At 44.6% G+C, this 20,691-nt stretch carries 23 protein-coding genes, 1 rRNA gene and 1 pseudogene; 1 reads left to right on the forward strand and 24 read right to left on the reverse strand.

The window, feature by feature from the left end; genetic code table 11:
* Positions 1-28 precede the first annotated feature (28 nt).
* From pth to metG, 13 genes and pseudogenes are all read right to left on the reverse strand, one after another.
* Positions 29-589, reverse strand: coding sequence for an aminoacyl-tRNA hydrolase (pth, locus tag M3221_RS22675; protein WP_251274059.1), 561 nt, complete (start codon positions 587-589; stop codon positions 29-31).
* Positions 590-688: 99 nt separating this feature from the next.
* Positions 689-1,324 (reverse strand): 50S ribosomal protein L25/general stress protein Ctc, encoded by a 636-nt coding sequence (locus tag M3221_RS22680; protein ID WP_251274062.1) that lies wholly within the window; start codon positions 1,322-1,324, stop codon positions 689-691.
* 139 nt (positions 1,325-1,463) lie between these two features.
* The gene (locus tag M3221_RS22685) at positions 1,464-2,423 is read right to left on the reverse strand and encodes a ribose-phosphate diphosphokinase (RefSeq protein ID WP_251274064.1); all 960 of its coding nucleotides are present in this window, start codon (positions 2,421-2,423) and stop codon (positions 1,464-1,466) included.
* Positions 2,424-2,451: 28 nt separating this feature from the next.
* Entirely contained in the window at positions 2,452-3,822 is a 1,371-nt protein-coding gene (gene glmU, locus M3221_RS22690) for a bifunctional UDP-N-acetylglucosamine diphosphorylase/glucosamine-1-phosphate N-acetyltransferase GlmU (protein ID WP_251274066.1), read from the reverse strand.
* A gap of 172 nt (positions 3,823-3,994) precedes the next feature.
* Positions 3,995-4,288 (reverse strand): septation regulator SpoVG, encoded by a 294-nt coding sequence (spoVG, locus tag M3221_RS22695; RefSeq protein ID WP_242237009.1) that lies wholly within the window; start codon positions 4,286-4,288, stop codon positions 3,995-3,997.
* Between the two features lie 120 nt (positions 4,289-4,408).
* Positions 4,409-4,786, reverse strand: coding sequence for a RidA family protein (locus M3221_RS22700; RefSeq protein ID WP_242237007.1), 378 nt, complete (start codon positions 4,784-4,786; stop codon positions 4,409-4,411).
* Entirely contained in the window at positions 4,783-5,628 is an 846-nt protein-coding gene (purR, locus tag M3221_RS22705) for a pur operon repressor (protein ID WP_251274067.1), read from the reverse strand. Before purR ends, M3221_RS22700 begins: the two co-directional genes overlap by 4 nt.
* A 68-nt stretch (positions 5,629-5,696) precedes the next feature.
* Positions 5,697-6,566: a 4-(cytidine 5'-diphospho)-2-C-methyl-D-erythritol kinase gene (gene ispE, locus M3221_RS22710; protein WP_251274070.1), complete on the reverse strand. Its 870-nt coding sequence runs from the start codon at positions 6,564-6,566 to the stop codon at positions 5,697-5,699.
* A gap of 139 nt (positions 6,567-6,705) precedes the next feature.
* Positions 6,706-6,963 carry a biofilm formation stimulator Veg gene (veg, locus tag M3221_RS22715; protein WP_242237000.1) on the reverse strand — a complete coding sequence of 86 codons (258 nt, stop codon included), beginning with the start codon at positions 6,961-6,963 and terminating at the stop codon, positions 6,706-6,708.
* A gap of 184 nt (positions 6,964-7,147) precedes the next feature.
* Positions 7,148-8,032 (reverse strand): 16S rRNA (adenine(1518)-N(6)/adenine(1519)-N(6))-dimethyltransferase RsmA, encoded by an 885-nt coding sequence (gene rsmA / locus M3221_RS22720; protein ID WP_311316165.1) that lies wholly within the window; start codon positions 8,030-8,032, stop codon positions 7,148-7,150.
* Positions 8,026-8,583: a ribonuclease M5 gene (gene rnmV, locus M3221_RS22725; protein ID WP_242236996.1), complete on the reverse strand. Its 558-nt coding sequence runs from the start codon at positions 8,581-8,583 to the stop codon at positions 8,026-8,028. Before rnmV ends, rsmA begins: the two co-directional genes overlap by 7 nt.
* 152 nt (positions 8,584-8,735) lie before the next feature.
* Entirely contained in the window at positions 8,736-9,503 is a 768-nt protein-coding gene (locus tag M3221_RS22730; RefSeq protein ID WP_251274074.1) for a TatD family hydrolase, read from the reverse strand.
* 33 nt (positions 9,504-9,536) lie between these two features.
* Positions 9,537-11,549: pseudogene (gene metG, locus M3221_RS22735) on the reverse strand (methionine--tRNA ligase); the annotation flags it as partial.
* Positions 11,550-11,914: 365 nt separating this feature from the next.
* Between metG and M3221_RS22740 the strand changes: the two are divergent.
* Positions 11,915-12,199 (forward strand): AbrB/MazE/SpoVT family DNA-binding domain-containing protein, encoded by a 285-nt coding sequence (locus M3221_RS22740; RefSeq protein WP_242236988.1) that lies wholly within the window; start codon positions 11,915-11,917, stop codon positions 12,197-12,199.
* 176 nt (positions 12,200-12,375) lie between these two features.
* Here the strand turns inward: M3221_RS22740 and M3221_RS22745 are convergent, their stop codons facing one another.
* The 11 genes from M3221_RS22745 to rrf form a co-directional block, all read right to left on the reverse strand.
* A complete protein-coding gene (locus M3221_RS22745; protein WP_251274112.1) occupies positions 12,376-13,788 on the reverse strand; it encodes a glycoside hydrolase family 18 protein in 1,413 nt (470 codons plus the stop codon).
* A gap of 171 nt (positions 13,789-13,959) precedes the next feature.
* Complete coding sequence (gene rsmI / locus M3221_RS22750) at positions 13,960-14,832, reverse strand: 16S rRNA (cytidine(1402)-2'-O)-methyltransferase (RefSeq protein ID WP_251274086.1); 873 nt, start codon at positions 14,830-14,832, stop codon at positions 13,960-13,962.
* A complete protein-coding gene (locus M3221_RS22755; protein ID WP_251274088.1) occupies positions 14,810-15,091 on the reverse strand; it encodes a GIY-YIG nuclease family protein in 282 nt (93 codons plus the stop codon). Before M3221_RS22755 ends, rsmI begins: the two co-directional genes overlap by 23 nt.
* Positions 15,060-15,824: a tRNA1(Val) (adenine(37)-N6)-methyltransferase gene (locus M3221_RS22760; RefSeq protein ID WP_251274089.1), complete on the reverse strand. Its 765-nt coding sequence runs from the start codon at positions 15,822-15,824 to the stop codon at positions 15,060-15,062. The genes M3221_RS22755 and M3221_RS22760 overlap by 32 nt, the downstream gene beginning before the upstream one ends.
* Positions 15,825-15,882: 58 nt before the next feature.
* Entirely contained in the window at positions 15,883-16,233 is a 351-nt protein-coding gene (gene yabA, locus M3221_RS22765) for a DNA replication initiation control protein YabA (RefSeq protein ID WP_251274121.1), read from the reverse strand.
* 13 nt (positions 16,234-16,246) lie between these two features.
* Entirely contained in the window at positions 16,247-17,074 is an 828-nt protein-coding gene (locus tag M3221_RS22770; protein WP_251274095.1) for a PSP1 domain-containing protein, read from the reverse strand.
* Positions 17,067-18,074, reverse strand: coding sequence for a DNA polymerase III subunit delta' (gene holB, locus M3221_RS22775; RefSeq protein WP_251274097.1), 1,008 nt, complete (start codon positions 18,072-18,074; stop codon positions 17,067-17,069). Before holB ends, M3221_RS22770 begins: the two co-directional genes overlap by 8 nt.
* 14 nt (positions 18,075-18,088) lie before the next feature.
* Positions 18,089-18,418: a cyclic-di-AMP receptor gene (locus tag M3221_RS22780; RefSeq protein WP_251274099.1), complete on the reverse strand. Its 330-nt coding sequence runs from the start codon at positions 18,416-18,418 to the stop codon at positions 18,089-18,091.
* Between the two features lie 43 nt (positions 18,419-18,461).
* On the reverse strand, positions 18,462-19,088 hold the full coding sequence (tmk, locus tag M3221_RS22785) for a dTMP kinase (RefSeq protein WP_251274101.1): 627 nt from the start codon (positions 19,086-19,088) through the stop codon (positions 18,462-18,464).
* A 1-nt stretch (position 19,089) separates the two neighbouring features.
* Positions 19,090-20,493: an aminotransferase class I/II-fold pyridoxal phosphate-dependent enzyme gene (locus M3221_RS22790; protein ID WP_251274109.1), complete on the reverse strand. Its 1,404-nt coding sequence runs from the start codon at positions 20,491-20,493 to the stop codon at positions 19,090-19,092.
* Positions 20,494-20,566: 73 nt separating this feature from the next.
* Positions 20,567-20,682 (reverse strand): 5S ribosomal RNA (rrf, locus tag M3221_RS22795).
* Between the last annotated feature and the right edge of the window lie 9 nt (positions 20,683-20,691).

A 20,691-nucleotide genomic window follows, 5' to 3' on the forward strand; every position in this document is an offset into this window, starting at 1 on the left:
ATACACCCAAAGCTTTTTATGCTGATTCTTATTGGTTAAATTCGTTCATAACTTCAATAAATGAATGATCTATTGCATACAAGCACGCATCTGCGCTTTTTTGAACGGCTTCATTCATCGCGATTTGTTCCTCGCTGCTAAATTTGCCCAGCACATAGTCAACGGTTTTAATTGGTCCGTCCGGCCGGCCAATGCCTACCCGCACCCGTTTAAATTGATCGGTGCCTAAATGAGCAATCGTTGATTTGATTCCATTATGACCGCCTGCACTGCCTCTTTGGCGCAGCCTTATTTTTCCCTGCGGCAAGTCAAGATCATCGTACACGACGATCACATCGTCTGTTTCAATATTATAATAACGCATCACTTCGCCAATGCTTTCACCCGACAAATTCATGTAAGTGAGCGGCTTTAGCAAAATGACTTTTTCTAATCCTTTACGGGCAACGCCATACAGCCCTTTATGCTTTGCTTCAGTTAATTCTGCGCCGAGCTGCTTTGCTAGTTCATCAATCACATCGAAACCGACATTATGCCGCGTCCCAGCATACTTCGCACCTGGATTGCCAAGGCCTACGATTAATTTCATTCTTCTTGCACCTCAATTTTCACAGTTATTCTTAGTATACATGACTGCATGCAAAAAAAACAGGCAGATCGCTCTGCCTGTTTTTGTTTGTCCGAAAAATTACGCCTCTTTTGTTTCCTCTTCAGCAGGTACGTCTGTTTCTTCTGCTTCTGCAGCTTCATCCGCACCTTCTTCTGTTTCTTCTTCAATTTTTTGTGGAGGAAGAACGGAAACGATCGTTTCTTCATCTTCGTTTTCGATGACGAAGGCGTACTTATTGCGAATGTCGCCAACCGAGATCGAATCGCCGATTGAAAGTTCTGATACGTCCACTGTTACGTTCTCAGGGAATTCGGATACTTTTGCCGTCACGTTTAATTCGAACAACGGCTGCTGAATGACGCCGCCTTCTTTCGCTCCGGCCGCTTCCCCTTCAAGGTCAACACGTACTTGTGATGTAATTTCGGAAGAACGGTCAACTGCAAGAAAATCGGCATGGACGATAAATCCTTTGATTGGATCCTGCTGATATTCCTGCAGAATTACGTCATGCTGACTTCCATCTACTTGCAATGAAATCAATCCGTTTCTTCCCACTTCACGGATCGTTTTAATAAATTCAGCTTCCTCTACAGAAACCGGTTTTGATTCTACTCCTTTTCCGTATACAACAGCGGGAAAAGAACCGGATGTACGAATCTCCGTTAGTGCTGCTCTTGTAAATCCTTCACGTTTTTTGGCTTGTAATGTAGTCATAAACTCCTTCACCCTCCTGTTTATAAATCGAACGCTTTTATCTGTACATCACTGTTTATTCCCTAAATCGCTGACTTATAAACATGGCGACAAAAAAGAAAACCGGCGCTTTAAAAAAGCACCGGCCTTCGAGCAGTTATTAATCAAATAATGTGCTGACAGATTGTTCTTCATGAACGCGGATAATCGCTTCACCGAGAAGCGGCGCCACCGATAATTCAACAACCTTGTCTGTTTTCTTTTCAGAAGCAAGTGCAATGGAGTTTGTCACAACGAGCTCTTTAATATTTGAGTTCTCAATACGTTCCATTGCCGGACCTGAAAGCACTGGATGTGTACAGCACGCATATACTTCTTTCGCTCCGCTTTCTGAAATAGCGTTTGCTGCAAGTGTAATCGTACCTGCTGTATCGATAATATCATCAATTAAAATCGCAATTTTTCCTTCGACGTTTCCGACAATGTTCATTACTTCAGCAACGTTCGGGCGAGGACGGCGTTTGTCAATAATGGCAATTGGTGCTTTTAGACGGTCTGCCAGCTTACGCGCACGTGTTACACCGCCGTGATCTGGCGACACAATGACCACTTCGTCTTTGTTGAATTCTTTTTTCTTAAAATAATCACCTAAAATCGGCACACCCATTAAGTGATCGATTGGTACATCGAAGAAGCCTTGAATTTGAGGCGCATGAAGATCCAATGTGATTAAACGGGTTGTTCCTGCTGTCTCAAGAAGATTTGCCACAAGCTTGGCTGTAATCGGCTCACGGGCACGTGCTTTACGATCCTGGCGTGCATAGCCGTAGTACGGAAGTACAACATTGATTGTTTTGGCAGACGCTCTTTTTAATGCATCAATCATAATGAGCAATTCCATCAAATGTTCATTGACGGGACCGCTTGTTGATTGAACGATATAAACGTCGCAGCCGCGAATGCTTTCTTCAATGTTAATTTGTACTTCACCATCACTGAAACGGGTAACGGAACATTTTCCAAGTTCAACTCCGATAAATTCTGCAATCTCCTGAGCAAGTGCCGGATTTGAATTTAACGAAAAGATTTTCAAGTTTGGATCTAAATACTGATTGCTCATGATGACCTCCACAGTCCTGATTTACTCATTATTTTGGAAATATTTTTGAAACGTAATTTTCTTTATTCACTTGACGGGCCCGTGCAATTGCCATCGCTTCTTCTGGTACTTCACTTGTGATCGTAGATCCAGCTGCTACATAAGCGCCTTTTCTTACCGTAACCGGCGCAATTAAATTCGAATTGCAGCCAATGAACACACCATCTTCAATCGTTGTTAAAAATTTGTTTTTCCCATCGTAGTTTACCGTAATGGTTCCGCAGCCAATGTTTACATCACTACCAACATTCGCATCGCCAATATAACTTAAATGAGAAGCTTTGCTTCCTTCGCCAAACGATGCTTTCTTTATTTCGACGAAGTTTCCAATTTTCACGTGATCAGCAAGTGCCGAGCTTGGACGGATGTGTGCGAATGGCCCAATCGCTACATCTGAACCAATTTGGCTTTCAAAAGCCGCTGACTGACGAATAACAGTCCGGTCCCCCACTTGGCACGCTGCTATTTCGCTGTTTGGTCCAATAACGCAATCTTCCCCGATAGACGTATCGCCGGAAAGAACCGTGCCAGGGTGAATTACCGTATCTGAGCCAATTACAACATCCGGCCCGATATAAGTATTCTGCGGATCAATGAGTGTCACACCTGCACGCATATGCTTTTCATTGATACGTGCACGCATAATTCGCTCTGCTTCGCTAAGGGCTACACGATCATTTACACCTAGTGTTTCATCAAAGCTTTCAGTTTGATACGCTGAAATCGTTTCGCCTGCTTCTTTTAAGATTTCAATCACGTCTGGTAAGTAGTATTCACCTTGTACGTTATCATTTGATACATTTTTCAACGCATGAAACAGCGATTCGTTATCAAAGCAGTACGTACCTGTATTAATTTCTTTTACCGCCCGTTCTTCTGCCGATGCATCTTTATGTTCCACAATCCGGCTGACAGAACCATCCGCACCGCGAATAATACGGCCATATCCATCCGGCTTTTCAGCGTGAGCCGTTAAAATCGTGGCTTTTGCACCTGTTTCTTCATGATGCTTCACGAGCGCTTCCATTGTCGATGTTTGAATAAGTGGTGTATCTCCACATACAACAAGCGTGCAGCCTTTTTTGTCTCCTAAAATCGATTCCGCCTGGATCACAGCATGTGCTGTTCCAAGCTGTTCTGCCTGTAGTGCGTACGCAGAACGTTCGCCCAGCTGCGCTTTTACCATCTCAGCCCCATGGCCTACAATGGTTACAATCTGCTCTGTATGTAAATCTGAAATTTGATCGATAACATGTTCTACCATTGGCTTTCCACAGACTGGATGCAGTACTTTGTACAACTTCGATTTCATGCGAGTTCCCTGTCCTGCAGCCAGAATGACAGCGTAAATATTCGTCATAAAAGGCCTCCTCACCTAATTATCCACTATTGAATATATCTTAAATAGCAGCTGATTTCAATGCTAGACCGAAATTGACACATTTTTCACAACGCAAAAAAAGAGCCTGTCGGATTCCCTAGGCTCTTGTGGAAAAAGGCGGAGACCACCTCTCAGATAAAACATATTGTATTTATGCTTCTTCAAGCACAACCAGTTCTTCCTGCTCTAATTTGCAGATACGGTGGTATTCACCAAGAACGGTATCTTGAATTTTTCCGCGGGTTCCGGAATTGATGGGGTGCGCAATATCGCGGAATTCTCCCTCCGGCGTTCGTTTACTTGGCATAGCCACAAACAGGCCGTTGTTGCCATCAATCACGCGAATGTCATGAATAACAAACTCCCCGTCAAATGTGATTGATGCGATCGCTCTCATTCGTCCATCCGTTTGAACACGTCGTAATCTTATATCTGTTATTTCCACGCATATTCACCCCCTTTTCCCATATTTAAAAAAGCTTAAACTACTAATTCCATAATCGTTGCAATATTCCCTCTTTTTTCTTGAAAAAAAATAAAATAGAAAAACCGGCACGAGGCCGGTTTATGCTCTTACAAGTGCAATTACTTCAATTTCTACTTTCACGTCTTTCGGAAGACGAGCGACTTCTACGCATGAACGGGCTGGTTTATGCGCCGAGAAATATTCGCCATATACTTCATTGAATGGAACGAACTCGTTCATATCCGATAAGAAAACAGTCGCTTTCACAACCGTTTCAAGAGAAGCGCCTGCTTCTTCCAGAACGGCTTTTAAATTGGCAAACACTTGATGTGTCTGTTCTTCAATCGTTCCTTCCACAAGTGTTCCTTCAGCTGTTAAAGGGATTTGGCCGGAGCTGTAAAACAAGTTGTTAACCACAACGCCTTGTACGTACGGACCGATAGCAGCCGGTGCTTTTTTTGTGTTTACAATGTTCATTCTGATTCCCCCTGTAAAAATTCAGTATTTTTTTCAAAATAGTTGCCTTCTACTATAGAGATCGCTGCGCTTTTTTCATCTACATCCTTCAGCTTCACGAGTGAAATATAATCCTCAATCAAGCAATCCGGATATTCTGCTTCCACTAAAACGGCAATACCTGCGACAGAAGCGTTAAACTCAGCCAGCAGGCTGATCATCCCATTGATGGTGCCGCCACCTTTCATAAAGTCGTCGACCAAAAGCACTTTTGATCCTTCTTTTAGACTGCGCTTAGAAAGCACCATCGCCTGAATACGTTTTGTAGAGCCAGAGACATAATTGATGCTGACCGTCGGCCCTTCCGTTACTTTACTGTCACGGCGCACGACAACAACCGGCACATTTAAATGGGCCGCAATGGCATGTGCAATCGGGATCCCTTTTGTAGCGACCGTCATGACCGCATCAATTTTTTTGTCTGCATAAGCGGAAGCAAGAAGCTTGCCGATCTTATTCATCACAGCTGGATTTCCAAGCAGATCCATGATGTACAGATAGCCGCCTGGCAGAAGGCGGTCCGGGTTTTCAATCTGCCGGCACAAATCGGTAATAAATTCCTTTGCGCTTTCCCTGTCAACACGGGCATAGAACTTTACACCGCCTGCTGCTCCCGGAACCGTTTGCAGTGTACCAATACCGCGTTTTTCAAACGTTTCTTTAATAATGGCCAAGTCTTCACTGATCGAAGACTTGGCAGAACCAAACCGATTGGCAAAAAGAGTCAGTGACACAAGCTGGTGCGGATGTTCGAGCAAATAATGTGTCATATCAATAATACGTTCACTTCGACGAAACTTCATCGTTCTATTTAAACCTCCTGGGGAGTAAAACCGAATATTTTAATTACAATATATCTTAATATACGGTTTTAATCAACCAGGTCGGTATCCCCAAGCATACGCACTGCGTATACCTGGTCACAAAATCCACGCAGGCAGTTGTACACTCGATGCATGCGGGAATCATGACGGATCAAGCCAAACACCGTCGGACCGCTGCCGCTCATCAGTACAGCATCCGCTCCGAAACGAATCATCTGCTCTTTAATCAGAGCGACTTCGGGATGAGCATGAAGGGTCACAGATTCCAGAACGTTACCCATATTCCGGCACATTTTCTCATAATTACTTTCTTTGATGGCTTCGATCATCGCCCGTGTGTCCGGCCGCTTCATGCGGTCCAATTTTAAATTCTTGTACACTTCACCGGTTGAAACACCAATCGTCGGCTTGGCTAAAACAACCCAGCAGTTGGGCGGAGCCGGCAGATGTTCAATTTTTTCACCGCGCCCTGTCGCAAGCGCTGTGCCTCCATAGACGCAAAATGAAACATCCGAACCGATCTCTGCTCCAATCTCCGCAAGCTCATCGAGTGACAGACCAAGGTCCCACAGCTGGTTCAATCCCTTGAGTGCCGCTGCCGCATCACTGCTGCCGCCTGCCAGCCCTGCGGCAACCGGAATGATTTTGTCGATTTGAATAGATACACCTTTTTTAATGCCGTATCGATCCTTTAACAGCCTGGCTGCCTGATAAGCGAGATTTCGGCTGTCATCCGGCACAAACCGATTGTGGGAAATGATTCGGATTTCATTTTTATTTAAGCTTTCCAGCTCAAGCCGGTCCGCTAAATCAACTGTCGTCATAATCATTTCTACTTCGTGGTAACCGTCCGGCCGTTTATGCAGCACATCGAGCGTTAAATTAATTTTCGCCGGCGCTTTAATCATTAATTTCATTTCAATCCACCTACTTTGCGTTATACACAATAAATTATTGTCTTATTTTATCACAAAAGAAAAAGAGCAGGCTCAAAAGATTCGAATTGAATCTTTTGAGCCTGCTCTCTGATGTGCTGTTTTACGAGAAGCACGTCATTTATACTGCGCTGCCTGCCGCTGTATCTTCAAATGTTAGTTCCACTGTCTCAGTGAGTATATCCGCGTAACTGTAAGAAACGCGTTCAAATGAATTCTCGTCCTGATCAAGTTCTACAACAAAAACAGCAGGATACGTCTCCGTTAAAATACCAGAACGCTCAACGGTCTTCCGACGTCCACCATTTGCTTTTAGCAATAATCTTTTACCCAAATGACAATCAAGCGTTTTTTTAATGTCAGCTAATGTTTTCGGCATCTGCATCCACCTCACTGTGTTTAGTATAGCACAAACTTTCGTTTTAGTCAAATAAACAAAATATTTTATCAGCGTGTCCATCTAATGTCAATATTTTTTATTCGGCAAATAACGATTTTTTTCGCTAACGCTAGTATTTCCCAACCTCTTAAAAAAAACCGCTCTTTTTGAAAGAGCGGTTTTTTTATTGGCTTATTCCTTTGTCTGCTAATGCCTTAGCCAATGCAGCAAATTCAGCCAGTGACAGCGTTTCACCGCGTCTCGATGACTCAATGCCTGCTTCCTCAAGTGCTTCGGTAATCACTTCTTTTTTCTCTTTCCCTCCCGGAAGACCATTGACAAGATTGTTTAAAATCGTTTTCCGACGCTGGGCAAACGATGTCCGCGTCACAAGGAAAAAGAAGTCTTCGTCTTCTACAGAGACGGCCGGCTTGCTGCGCACATCAAGTTTAATAATGGCAGAATCCACATTTGGAGGCGGCATAAACACCGTTTTTGGGACAATGAACGCAATAGAGGCTTCTGTATAATATTGGACAGCAATCGAAAGCGATCCATATTCTTTTGAAGACGGCCGGGCTGAAATACGGTCGCCTACTTCTTTTTGCAGCATCACCACAAATCCGTTTACCGGTATTTTATCTTCAAGCAGCTTCATAATAATCGGTGTTGTCACGTAATAAGGAAGGTTCGCGACAACCATTAAGCGGTCAAATCCGGCAAACTCCCGCTCTACTACTCCTTTTACATCTGCTTTTAACACATCTTCATTAATAACTGTGACATTATCGTACGGTGCTAACGTTTCATCCAAAATAGGCAGCAGGCGCTGGTCAATTTCAAATGCGACCACTTTTCCAGCAGAACGGGCTAAATGCTCTGTGAGGGCCCCAATTCCCGGTCCAATTTCAATTACACCGGTTTCTTTTGTCAGCTCGGCTGTTTCTGTGATTCGCTGTAATATGTTCGGGTCAATCAAGAAATTTTGACCAAGGCTTTTCTTAAATGAAAAACCATGACGGGCCAGAATGTCCTTTGTCCGCGAGGGTGTTGCAATATCCTTCATGATTGTTCCTCCTCCAGCACTTCCGCTAATGCTTTAGCGAAATGCTCGCCTGTGATCTGAAACATCATCAGCCGCTTGTGCAGCTGTTTTCCGTTTACGTAACCAATTTTAAGTTTTTGTCCAATAGCTTCACGGCGTGATTTTGCCGTTGGACCACCAATAAGGCCGGCTGTGACCAGATCCTCTCTCGTTATTTCTTCCACTGCTTCTTCATCTGTATACTGTGCATGACGAAGCGCTCTGCGAATTGATTCAACCGACGCATGCTCAATCCCTACACCGCGTCCGTGCTTTTCAATGGCTTCATTTTTAGGCAGAAAAGCATGACGGCAGCCCGGTACCTTTTCATCGATTAAACTGCGAATGCGCTGTCCGGGATAATCCGGGTCTGTTAAAATAATAACACCACGCGTTTCCTGGGCATGCCGAATTTGCTCGATCACACTGTCATCCACAGCCGATCCGCGCGTTTCAATCGTATCGGCATCTACCGCCAGTTTAATTTTAACGGTATCGTCTTTTCCTTCTACTACAATAATTTCTTTTATTTTCATTTTCCCTCCATGATAACAAAAACCTGTAAATCGTTTTTTGCTGCAGCCCTTTTATCACTATATCCTGTATATCGAAACGCATTATCCCATTCTTCCATTTAGTCCATGCTGCCCGGACATGTAAAAAAGCGGAGGCTGTGTGAGCCCCCTGCTTATTTAAGTTGAAACAATGTATTGGCGTTTTGAGTGGTTGCAGCTGCTACTTCCTCGTACGTAATTCCCTTTAGTGCAGCGATCTCCTGGGCTACGAGCTTGACGTAAGCAGGTTCATTTCGTTTTCCGCGGTAAGGGTGCGGCGCTAAGTACGGGCAGTCCGTTTCAATAAGCAGCTTCTCAAGCGGCACGGCTTCGGCTACTTCTTTCGGCTTTTTTGCATTTTTAAACGTAACCGGACCGCCAAGAGAAATGTAAAAATTCATTTTAACACATTCAAGGGCTGTCTCCGCACTGCCGCTGAAACAATGCATAATGCCGCCCACTTCTTCCGCGCCTTCTTCTTTTAAGATATCAACAATGTCCTGTGTTGCTTCCCGGTTATGAATGACAATCGGCAGCTTCACTCGTTTTGCCAGAGCGATCTGGCGGCGAAACACATCCTTCTGTATGTCTTTCGGTGACTTATCCCAATGATAATCGAGACCCATTTCTCCTATCGCGACAACTTTTGGATGAGCTGCCAGCTCTTCAATCCAAGCCAGGTCTTCATCGGTCATATCGATCGCATCAACCGGATGCCAGCCCACTGCAGCATAAAGAAAGTCATACTTTTCAATAAGCTCCATAGCCCGCTCGATCGTCAGCCTGTCAAACCCGACAACAACCATTCGATGGACGCCCGCTTCCTGCGCGCGCCCGATTACTTCTTCTATATCTTCTTGAAACTGATCTGCATTTAAATGAACGTGTGTATCAAACAGCATGTTATCACCCGTCTTTTGTTTCACGTGAAACAATTATTTGATTTTTGCGCCATTTGGCAAGTTTTCCGGCACCTCGGCCAAGGTTAAAATGCCATCTTTTGATCCGGCCAAAATCATTCCCTGTGACAGTTCTCCGCGCAGTTTTACCGGCTTTAAGTTAGCGACAACGACAACCTTGCGGCCAACAAGCTCCTCCGGTTTATAGTACTGGGCGATCCCGGAAACAACCTGGCGTTTTTCAAAACCGAGATCCAGCTGCAATTTTAACAGCTTATCCGCTTTTTTAACAGGAGAAGCCTCAAGGACTGTTGCAGCCCGAAGATCTACTTTCATAAAATCATCGATGCTGATTTCATCACCAACAGGAGCATAGTCTTCCGCCGCTGGTTTTTCTTCCTCAACCGGAGCAGGCCCCTGCATTTTTTCTTTGATAAAGTTCACTTCTTCTTCTATATCAAGGCGAGGAAAAATCGGCTCTCCTTTTTTCACTACTTTAACGCCGGCTTGAATGGCTCCAAATGTTTGAAGACTTTTCCACTCTTGAAGGCTTTCATCCGCTAGCCCCAGCTGTTCGAAAATCTTTTCCGGTGTTCCGGTTAAAAATGGCGTTAACAGGACAGCAGCACGGCGCAGTGATTCCGCTAAGTGATACATTACTGTACCGAGTTCACCTTTTTTCTCTTCTTTCGCCAGTACCCACGGCTGTGTTTCGTCAATATATTTGTTTGTCCGGCTGATAAGCTGCCACAGGGATGTCAGCGCAACGGAGAACTCCATGTTTTCCATCGCTTCTTCGTACTCGCGGACCGTTTTTTCGTTTGCATCCATAAGCGCTTTTTCAAACTCACCTTCTGAGCCGCTGTATGCCGGGATCTCTCCGCCAAAGTATTTGTTGATCATCGCTACAGTCCGGTTCAGCAGATTGCCTAGGTCATTGGCAAGGTCGTAATTGATCCGCTCAACAAACCCTTCCGGTGTAAATACGCCATCAGAGCCAAATGGCACTTCGCGCAGCAAATAGTAACGAAGCGCATCCAGGCCATAACGGTCGATAAGCGTAACAGGATCCACAACATTGCCTTTTGATTTAGACATTTTGCCGTCTTTCATCAGCAGCCAGCCGTGAGCAAAGACTTTCTTTGGCAGCGGCAGGTCAAGTGCCATCAGCATAATTGGCCAATAAATAGTATGGAAGCGGACAATTTCTTTTCCGACTAAATGAACATCAGCCGGCCAGTACTGTTTGTATTTCGTATCGTTTTCTGTTCCATAGCCAAGTGCGGTAATATAATTTGAAAGGGCGTCAATCCATACATATACAACATGCTTTGGATTACCCGGTACTTTTACGCCCCAGTCAAACGTTGTCCGGGATACTGCCAGATCTTCAAGACCTGGTTTGATGAAGTTATTGATCATTTCATTTTTGCGTGATTCCGGCTGAATAAACGTCGGGTTTTCCTCATAATATTTCAACAAACGGTCCGCATATTTGCTCATCCGGAAAAAGTAAGACTCTTCCCGTACTTTTTCGACCGGGTGACCGCTGTCCGGGCTTTTCCCGCCGATGACTTCTCCCTGATCATTCAGTTCTTTGTCAACAAGCTGTGTTTCTGTATAAAAAGTTTCATCTGGAACAGAATACCAGCCTTCATATTCACCAAGGTAAATATCTCCCTGATCAAGCAGGCGCTGAAAGATCTTTTCGACCACTTTTTTGTGGCGTTCTTCTGTCGTACGGATAAAATCATCGTTTGAGATATGCATCGTTTTCCAAAGCTTTTGAATGCCGGATACAATTTCATCGACATACTCCTGTGGTGTAACGCCTTTTTCATCTGCTTTTTCCTGGATTTTTTGACCGTGTTCGTCTGTTCCCGTTAAATACATAACATCGAATCCACGCAGACGCTTGTAGCGTGCCATGGCATCTCCTGCTACTGTTGTATACGCATGCCCGATATGCAAATTGCCGCTCGGGTAGTAAATAGGTGTTGTTAAATAAAACGTTTTTTTATGTTCACTCACTCGAAAATCCTCCTTAAAAAGCGTCTGCTTATATGGCGCAAGCTTTTTTAGTCACTTCTTTTATTGTCCCCCATATAAGAATAAATGTAAATATGAACCCTTTTTTTTCTGATGATTTATTTGTCGAATGTTCTTCCTTATTCGACACCCTTCGACAAATTTAGAAAATATTTTTCCAGCTCTTTTACAGAGTATCGATTAAAACGTTGATATACCAACGTTTTCTCTTCTTACAGTTAATTGAAAAATTACATTTTATTGTTGACGTCTATGGGAACTCTTGGTACAATTACGTCAAGCAGTAAGTTTTTGTCGAATATTGACGAATTAAATTTATATGAAGCTATTTAAAATAAATGTATCCATTTGGGAGGAGTTTTAACATGAAATCAACAGGAATTGTACGTAAAGTTGACGAACTCGGTCGAGTTGTTATTCCAATTGAATTGCGCCGCACATTGGGCATCGCTGAAAAAGATGCACTTGAAATTTACGTGGATGACGATAAAATCATCCTTAAAAAGTACAAGCCAAGCATGACTTGCCAGGTAACAGGCGAAGTATCTGATGACAACATCAAGCTTGCTGACGGCAAATTGATCCTTAGCCATGAAGGCGCTGAAATTCTTATGAAAGAAATTCAGGAAGCATTCAAAAGCGGCAAGTAATCCGCTGTTATTGCAAAAACAAACACCCGGGCTTCACATTAGATAAAAAATCTAATGAAAAGTCCGGGTGTTTTTGTATACGGGTATTTTTATAAGCCATTTTCCCCCACGCATATGACCGGCAGAAACACAGGTCTCTTATGCCGCCATGGTGTATCGTCAAAAATGTATGGTTCTTACCTCTTCCGCACAATAAATGTATCCCCAAGAAGTTCCCAGTTTTGGGGAAATGGATAACCAAGCACCCAATAACTGAGTCCTCTAAGGTTATACGTGTTGACCAGATCGAATTTTGCTTTTGCACTGCGTGCGTCTTCAAACCAAACCTCATGAGACCGTCCATTATTGTCTACGTAACGGTAATAAGGTGACTGACTCACCTGATCATATTTTATCTCTGCTCCATATCGAATCGCACGCCTGATGGCTTCCTGCATATCGAATGTTTCCGCTTCCTGTCCTTGTCTGTGAGGCAAAAGCCAATCCCGGGCGTAGATTTGAAAACCGAGCAGGATTTTATTTCTTGGAATAACCGTTACCGCATAATCGAGAACACGCTTCATTTGGTTAATAGGTGAAATAGCCTGCGGAGGCCCTTTGCGATATCCCCACTCATATGTCATCAACACAACAAAATCAAGAATGCGCCCGTGTGCCGGGTAATCCTGTGCTTCAACTAACAATCCCCTCTGTTCGCCGCTCGTTTTTGGAGCGAGAGAAGAAGAAACAAAATAATCTTCAGCATGCAGCCGTTCTGCCGCTCTTTCAAGAAATCGGTTATAAAACTGGCGGTCCTCCGGTGCTACGTTTTCAAAGTCGATATTCACACCGCTGTATCCTTTTTCTCTCATCATCTCTATTACATTCGTTAACAGTGTTTCAACTAAAGCCGGACTTGAAAGGATCGTGTGGGCAAGTTCGGTTCCTGCTTCTGTACTTGAAAAATTTGTAATAGCCATCATAGGAACAACGCCATTTGAGCGGGCAGCTTCTATAGCAGGAGTATCATCAATTGGTTCGAGACCGCCGTCTTCCTGCATCCTATACGCAAACGGACTGATATACGTTAAATCATAAGCGACTTCACGTACTTCTCTGGCTCCTGTCTGCCCAAATGCATATGTAAAAGCATTTACATCAATGACGGGCTTTGTTGGGGCTGGAATTCTTAAAACCTGGCCGATATAAAGACGTGACGGTGCTGTTAATCGATTGACCTGAACGATTGATTGAACGGTTGTTCCATAGCGGCTAGCGATAACAGAAAGACTCTCCCCGGCCATCACGGTATGATAAATCACTGGAATTGTAAGTATTTGTCCTGGATAAATAGCAGAAGGATTGTTGAGTCGGTTTAGCTGCAGTATTTCTTGAACCGTTACGCCGTACGTACTCCCAATGTTTCCAAGCGTATCCCCAGGCTGAACAAGGTACTGAAAATAAGGTTCGGGAATCACCAGTGCCTGGCCAATCACCAGCCGATCCGGCTGTTCAAGATCATTAGCCCGAACGATAAGGGCAGGATCTATTCGGTATTGCCGGGCAATACGCCAGAGTAAATCTCCGCTTCTCACTACATGGATTCTCATCTTTACAGCCCCGCTTTCCAACACAATGTCCATTCATCTTATTACCTAAAGCCTCCCAATATGATTATAAGGGCTGGATCGAACGCATTGTACAGGGTGTTAAACAAAATAAAAAAACTGGCGCCTATTGCATCTGGCAGCCAGCTTACGTTTTAAATGAATAAAGAGACTTTATGTATGATAGGCAGTGTACACATCCCGCTTCGGCAGGCCACGCTCTTTTGCCACCTGCTTTACCGCTTCTTTTGGCGTCATTTTCTGCTCTGTTACATACTGTTCAACATGCGCTTCAATGGACAAGTCACTCCACCATGCTGTTTCTTCCAAAGAGTCTGATGCCTCTGAATTTCCTTCTATGATGAGACAAAATTCACCCATTATTTTGGACTCCTCAGCCCACACACGTGCTTCACTGATCGTGCCGCGCAAAAATTCTTCAAACTTTTTTGTCAGCTCCCGGCATAAAACGATCTGTCGTTCCGCTCCTAAAAACTCTTCCATCAGCGTCAGCGTTTCTTTTAAACGGTGAGGGGATTCATATAAGATAAATGTTTCACGACAAGCGGACAATTTATCAAGCTCTTTCTTTTTTTCTTTTTTCCCCCGATTTAAAAAACCGTAAAAATAAAAAGGCTGCGGCGCAATACCTGATGCAATCAGTGCCGTTATGGCAGCATTTGCTCCTGGGAGCGGCACCACATTCACCTCATTTTGGAGGGCCAGCAGCACAAGCTCGTGTCCTGGATCTGAAATACAAGGTGTACCGGCATCACTCACAAGCGCAACGGTTTCACCGGATTGCACGCGTTCAATGAGTTTGCGGCCGGCTGCTTCACTGCTGTGTTCATGGTAGCTGACAACAGGTGTCGCGATCTCGAAATAATTGCACAGCTTTTTCGTATTCCGGGTATCTTCTGCTGCAATAACATCAGCTTCCTTCAAGATACGCAGAGCCCGTATTGTCATGTCTTCTAAATTGCCAATGGGAACCGGAACAAGGTAAAGAAGCCCTTCTTCACGGTCAAAACTTTTCTGTGATTTCATCCTTTGCACCTCTTTTCCGCAAATAATTCATTTTTTGGGGACGCGACAGCTGCTTAAACGCATATTCTGCCCGCATCGCTTCTTGTTTTGTTTCAAACGATTCACTGTGAATAAGGGTAACAGGCCGGCGGGCTCGTGTATACTTTGCACCTTTTCCTGCGTTATGAACGCTTATCCGCCTGTTTAGATCATTTGTATATCCTGCATACAGAGAATCATCTTTGCATTTAACGACGTAAAAATGGTGGCTCGTCTCCATATAGAAGAGTCCTCACTTCATCTGTATATTTGCCTTTATCATCATACACAAAAAGCGGCGGCAAAATCTTTAAGTCCGGTGCTCCATCTTTTATCCCTTCCACAAGAACGGTGTTGGCTTCTTTGTTTCCTGCTTTCGGGTACACAAAGCGAATCCGCTTCGGCTCAAGCCGGTATGTTCTCATCAGCGTGACAATATCAAGCAGACGGCCGGGCCGGTGCACAAAAGCGGCTTTTCCTCCCTGCTTTAAAAGCTGGGAAGCCGATACGATACAATCTTCGAGCGTGCACATAATTTCATGACGGGCAATAGCAAAATGCTCATTTGCATTCATTTCATTTTGAGACGGTGTTAAAAAATAAGGCGGGTTACATGTCACCAGCGTGTACTTTTCTTTTCCAAGCTGCTGTGGTGATTGCTTTAAATCACCGTGCACCATCCTGATTTGCTCATCCAAGCCATTATACGCTATGCTGCGGACCGCCATATCATACAGGCGTTCCTGTATTTCCACACCGATGATCGGCACATTCGTTCTGGCTGACATCAAAAGCGGCACAACACCGTTGCCGGAACAAAGATCTACAATAGCACCACGTGTTTTAGGTACGGAAGCAAACCGTGCCAGCAGGACGGCATCCAGCGAAAACGAAAAAACAGACGGGCTTTGGATAATCCGCAGCTCTTCCGCCAGCAGATAATCAAGCCGCTCATCTTGTTTTAATTCAACCATACTTGTTTCTCCTTTTGCACAAAAGAACCTTCCTTTGAAAAGGAAGGCTTCGATCACATTATTTTTTATTTAAAAAAGACAAGCAAAACAGACAGTCTTCATCTTTACGCGGGCTTCCGAAATGCACACTGCAAATATGAAAGCCTTCTTGGTACAAGCGGGCCAGATTATCATATCCTTCACCGATATCCGCTCCGCGTGCTTGCACGCTGACAGGTCCTGACACTTTTTGCTCCTGCTGGTCTAGCTCTTCAAGACGGCGGCGCAAGTGATCATTTTCAATCAGTAATGAATTATTTTCTTCTAGTATTTCCGCAAGCTGTACCTTTACTTCACCGAGCTGCTGATATAATTCACCAATTTGCAGCTCCATATGGATGACAGAATCAAAAATACCTTTTTTATCCAACTTTTCCACCGTCTCAATCACCTGCTTTCACAGAAACGGCTCCCTCTCTTCCGATCTCATCAGATGAGAATTCAAGCGTCCGTTCCAGTTCCGGAAGATGCACCTGTACGAGCCGTTCTAAAATATTTAAGCCCGTCACACGCCCGTTCCCGCTTGGCGTTGTTACTTTTTGGCCCACATCCGGCAATTCACGGCGCGCATCCTCATACTCATCGTTTTCGTATTTTAAGCAGCACATTAATCGGCCGCATAAACCGGAAATTTTAGCTGGATTCAGGGAGAGGTTTTGATCTTTTGCCATCTTGATTGAGACCGGCTCAAAATCACCAAGGAATGTTGAACAGCAAAGCATCCGTCCACATGGCCCGATACCGCCGAGCATTTTTGCTTCATCCCGAACGCCAATTTGGCGCAGCTCAATGCGCGTTCGGAAAATCGAAGCCAAATCTTTTACGAGCTCTCGGAAATCCACCCGCCCATCCGCTGTGAAATAGAAAATCACTTTATTGCGGTCAAAGGTGTATTCTACATCAACAAGCTTCATATCTAGATTATGCTCGGTAATTTTACTCGTACAAGTCTCAAATGCCTGTATAGCTGCTTCACTGTTTTCCTGTACAGCCAAACGATCTTTCTGATCCGCCGTCCGGATCACTTTTTTCAATGGCAGAACAACATCATCTTCATCGACTTCTTTTGGCCCGACAACAACATGTCCATATTCAACCCCGCGTACCGTTTCTACAATAACGTAGTCTTCCTTTTGGATCCCGAGGTCACCTGGATCAAAATAATATATTTTACCCGCTTGTTTAAAGCGTACACCTACTACATTACACAAAGGCGTGTCCCCCCTGTAACTTTAACAAAAGCTGCTCCATTAGCAGCTGCTGGTTCATATTGCGGCTGAGCTTTCGTTTTGCCTCTAAAATGAATGCCATCCGGTCTGCCAGCGCTTCTGCTGACAAATGCAGGGCATCCTGCTGAAAAGAAGCAAGACGGTCGGGAAATGCAAGACCTTTTTCTTCCCCGGTCATAATGGAAAGCAAATCCCTGTGAATTAGAACAAAAAGATCAAGGGCAAGACTGACCTGCTGTTTCTCTTTAAAATGAGAGTGAAATTCTTCTGAAAGCGAAACAATAGCCGAGAGCCTGCCGCCTTTCAGACCTTCGTATAATTTTAACACTACTAGTCGTGCCTGTGCAAACCACTCATCGTGTGCAAGCTGGATCGCTTCATCCAAATGATTGGTTAATTTGGAGACAATGGAAGCCATCGGCACATTAATTTCTTCTTCGATCAAGCGCTGCTTAAGCTCGCTTGAATCAATAGGACGAAACGTCAGCTGCTGGCAGCGCGACAAAATGGTCGGCAGCACAAGACTGCTTTGCTCTGTTAATAAAAAGGCGGCGGTGCGGGCGGAAGGCTCTTCTAAAAACTTGAGCAGGCTGTTCGCCGCACTTGCCGTCATTTTGTCTGCCTGATTGATAATATATACTTTCCAGCCGGATTCAACCGCAGTTTTTTTGAATTCCTGCTGTAAAAATTGAATTTGCTCTTTTTTAATCGACAAGCCATCCGGCTCAATCACATGAAGGTCGGGATGATTCCCATTTTGGATGCGGCGGCAGTTAATACATGCCCCACACGGCTGATACCCATCCAGTGGTTCCCGGCAAAACAAACTTTTTGCAAACAGCAGGGCTGTTTCTTTTTTACCGGTTCCCGGATCGCCTTCAAACAAATAAGCATGCGCTACACGGTCACGAAGTAAACTGTTTTCAATCATCCTCATGACGATCGGCTGGCGCCCTTCTGCTTCCTTCCACGGGTTAGACACGAACTTCACGCCCTTTAAAATTGATGAAACTGTTCAACCGGCAGAACAAAAACGGTTGCACCGCCTACTGGCACCTCTACCGGATACGGTACATACGCATCCACATTGCCGCCCATCGGCGATACGGGAGGAGCAACCTGTTCACGAGACTGGCAATTTTTTTTGATAAGCTCTAGTGCTTCCTGCACACGGTCATCTTCTACGCCGATCATGAATGTTGTATTGCCTGCTCTTAAAAAGCCACCAGTTGAAGCAAGCTTCGTTGCGCGGAATTGATGTTTAATCAGCGCCTGTGATAATTTATTGCTGTCCTGGTCCTGTACGACTGCGGTAATCAATTTCATATTTTTTCCCCCTTACAGGATTTCTTCTATTATACCAAATCTTTTAGCCAAGCACTTTTTCAATTTCAGAAAGTGCAGCCCGGTACACGAGCTCCTGCTCCTGCTCGGCATCAATCACCACGATGCGTTCCCGGTTGGTCTCGGCCAATTTCAAATATCCTTCCCGTACTTTCTGGTGAAAAGAAAGGTCCTCCAGATCAAGCCGGTTGACTTCTCGTCCATCATGGCGATGAATACGGGCAAGCCCGACTTCAGGCTGCACATCAAATAATAACGTCAAGGCAGGCATCATGCCATCAATCGCAAAAGCATTAATAGAGGCCACTTCCTCCATGCCAAGCCCTCTTGCATAGCCTTGGTACGCAAGTGAGCTGTCGACAAACCGGTCACAAAGGACAATAAAGTCTTTTTGAAGGGCCGGCATAACTTTTTCCGCCAAATGCTGGCGGCGGGCTGCTGCATAAAGAAGTGCTTCTGTGCGTGCATCCATCTTTGTGTTGTCTTTATTTAAAATAACCGAGCGTATTTGCTCCGCAATGGCTATGCCGCCCGGTTCTCTCGTTTGAATAATCGGATACCCCTTTTTTTCAAGCTCTTCAACAATCCGCTGGAGCACGGTCGTTTTCCCTGCTCCTTCTGGTCCTTCTATTGTAATAAATAATCCTGGCACATTAGTTCTCCTTCCGAAACACCACAAGCTTCCGTTCGTTCAATCTTTCTCCCCCATGAAAGCGGGCTCCTTGACTGACCAGCCACTCAATCTGCTCTACGTGAGCCTTTAAAATCCGTTCCCCCTCCATCACAAGCGGTATACCAGGCGGGTATGGAATAATCATTTCAGCTGCCACTTCGCCGGCTGCGTCTTTCAAGGAAACAGCTTCTTTTTGGAAGCAACTATGCTCATTATAAGGCAAGTCGAGAGTGGATACATGAGCAGACGGCAAATTTCCTGAAAAAGAAGGAGATGTTTTTCCTGTTTTAAACGACAAGCTGCCCAGTTTCTGCATGGCCTGTGCTTCAAAGAGATTCTCTCCTGCTTCTAAAAGAGGAAAAACGAGCAGTATCTGATAAGGGTCGGCGAGTTCAATATAAATGCCTGCTTCTTCAAACAAAGCCTGTAATTCATATCCTGTCAGCCCTTCAGCCCTTACAAGCAGTTTGTACGGATCATCTGTAGATATACAAGCGAACCCCTTTAATTGGAGAAACTGAATTACTCTGTTTTTTACAGCCATAGAGTAAGTATGATCTTTTCTCGTATAGGAAGCGGCATAAGAACGGGCATAATCCAAGGAAGCCATAATTGGATAAGACGGGCTACTTGACTGCAGAGCCTGCAGATAAAATTGAAGGCGCGTGCGATCGATTTGGGAAGAATTAATATGAAGGTAAGCACCCATCGTCATAGCAGGCAGCATTTTATGTGCAGACTGTACAACGATATCTCCTCCCAGCTGCAGGGCGCTCATGGGCACTTCCCCTTCCACAGCCCCAAAGTGGGCTCCATGCGCCTCATCCACAAGCACCAAGGAACCGTGAGACCTGGCAATAGCCGCCAATTCCTGAAAAGAACCGGTTATTCCATAATACGTCGGATACGTAAAAATGACCGCTTTACTTTCAGGATATGTTTTGTATGCCTCCATTAATGTTTGCTTTGATACTTGAGCTGCTGTCTGTGTGTGTTCATCAAAATCAGGTGTTAAAAAAACGGGGAAGACTTGAGCCATTTTTAAGGCGTTTAACACAGACTTATGGCAATTGCGCTGAACAAACACAATATCGCCTTTGGAAAGGGTGCCAAGAATCATGGCAAGGTTGCCGACTGTACTTCCATTCACAAGAAACTTGCTTTCCACTGTATTATGTAAATCCGAAAGCAGGTCTTCTGCTTCTTTAATACATTCTTCTGGAGCATGAAGGTCATCCAAGCCCGTTAATTCGGTTACATCCAGTGAAAGCTCCATCCAAGAAGCAAGCAAGCCATTTTTGTGGCCGGGTACGTGAAAAGAAAGAGGCTTTTTCTGCTGATGTTTTTTTAAAGCTTCAAGCAGAGGCATACGGGAATGATTCATTTACGAATTCTCCTTTATCGAATAAACAATATAAAAAAAAGAGACGACACGAGGTCATCTCTTTTTCACTATTGCCAGGCGGCGTCCTGCTCTCACAGGGGGAAACCCCCAACTACCATCGGCGCTGAAGAGCTTAACGGCCGTGTTCGGGATGGGAACGGGTGTGACCTCTTCGCTATTGCCACCTGACTATGAAGT

Origin of the sequence: Domibacillus indicus (assembly GCF_023715895.1) — a bacterium.
Lineage (GTDB): Bacteria > Bacillota > Bacilli > Bacillales > Domibacillaceae > Domibacillus > Domibacillus indicus_A.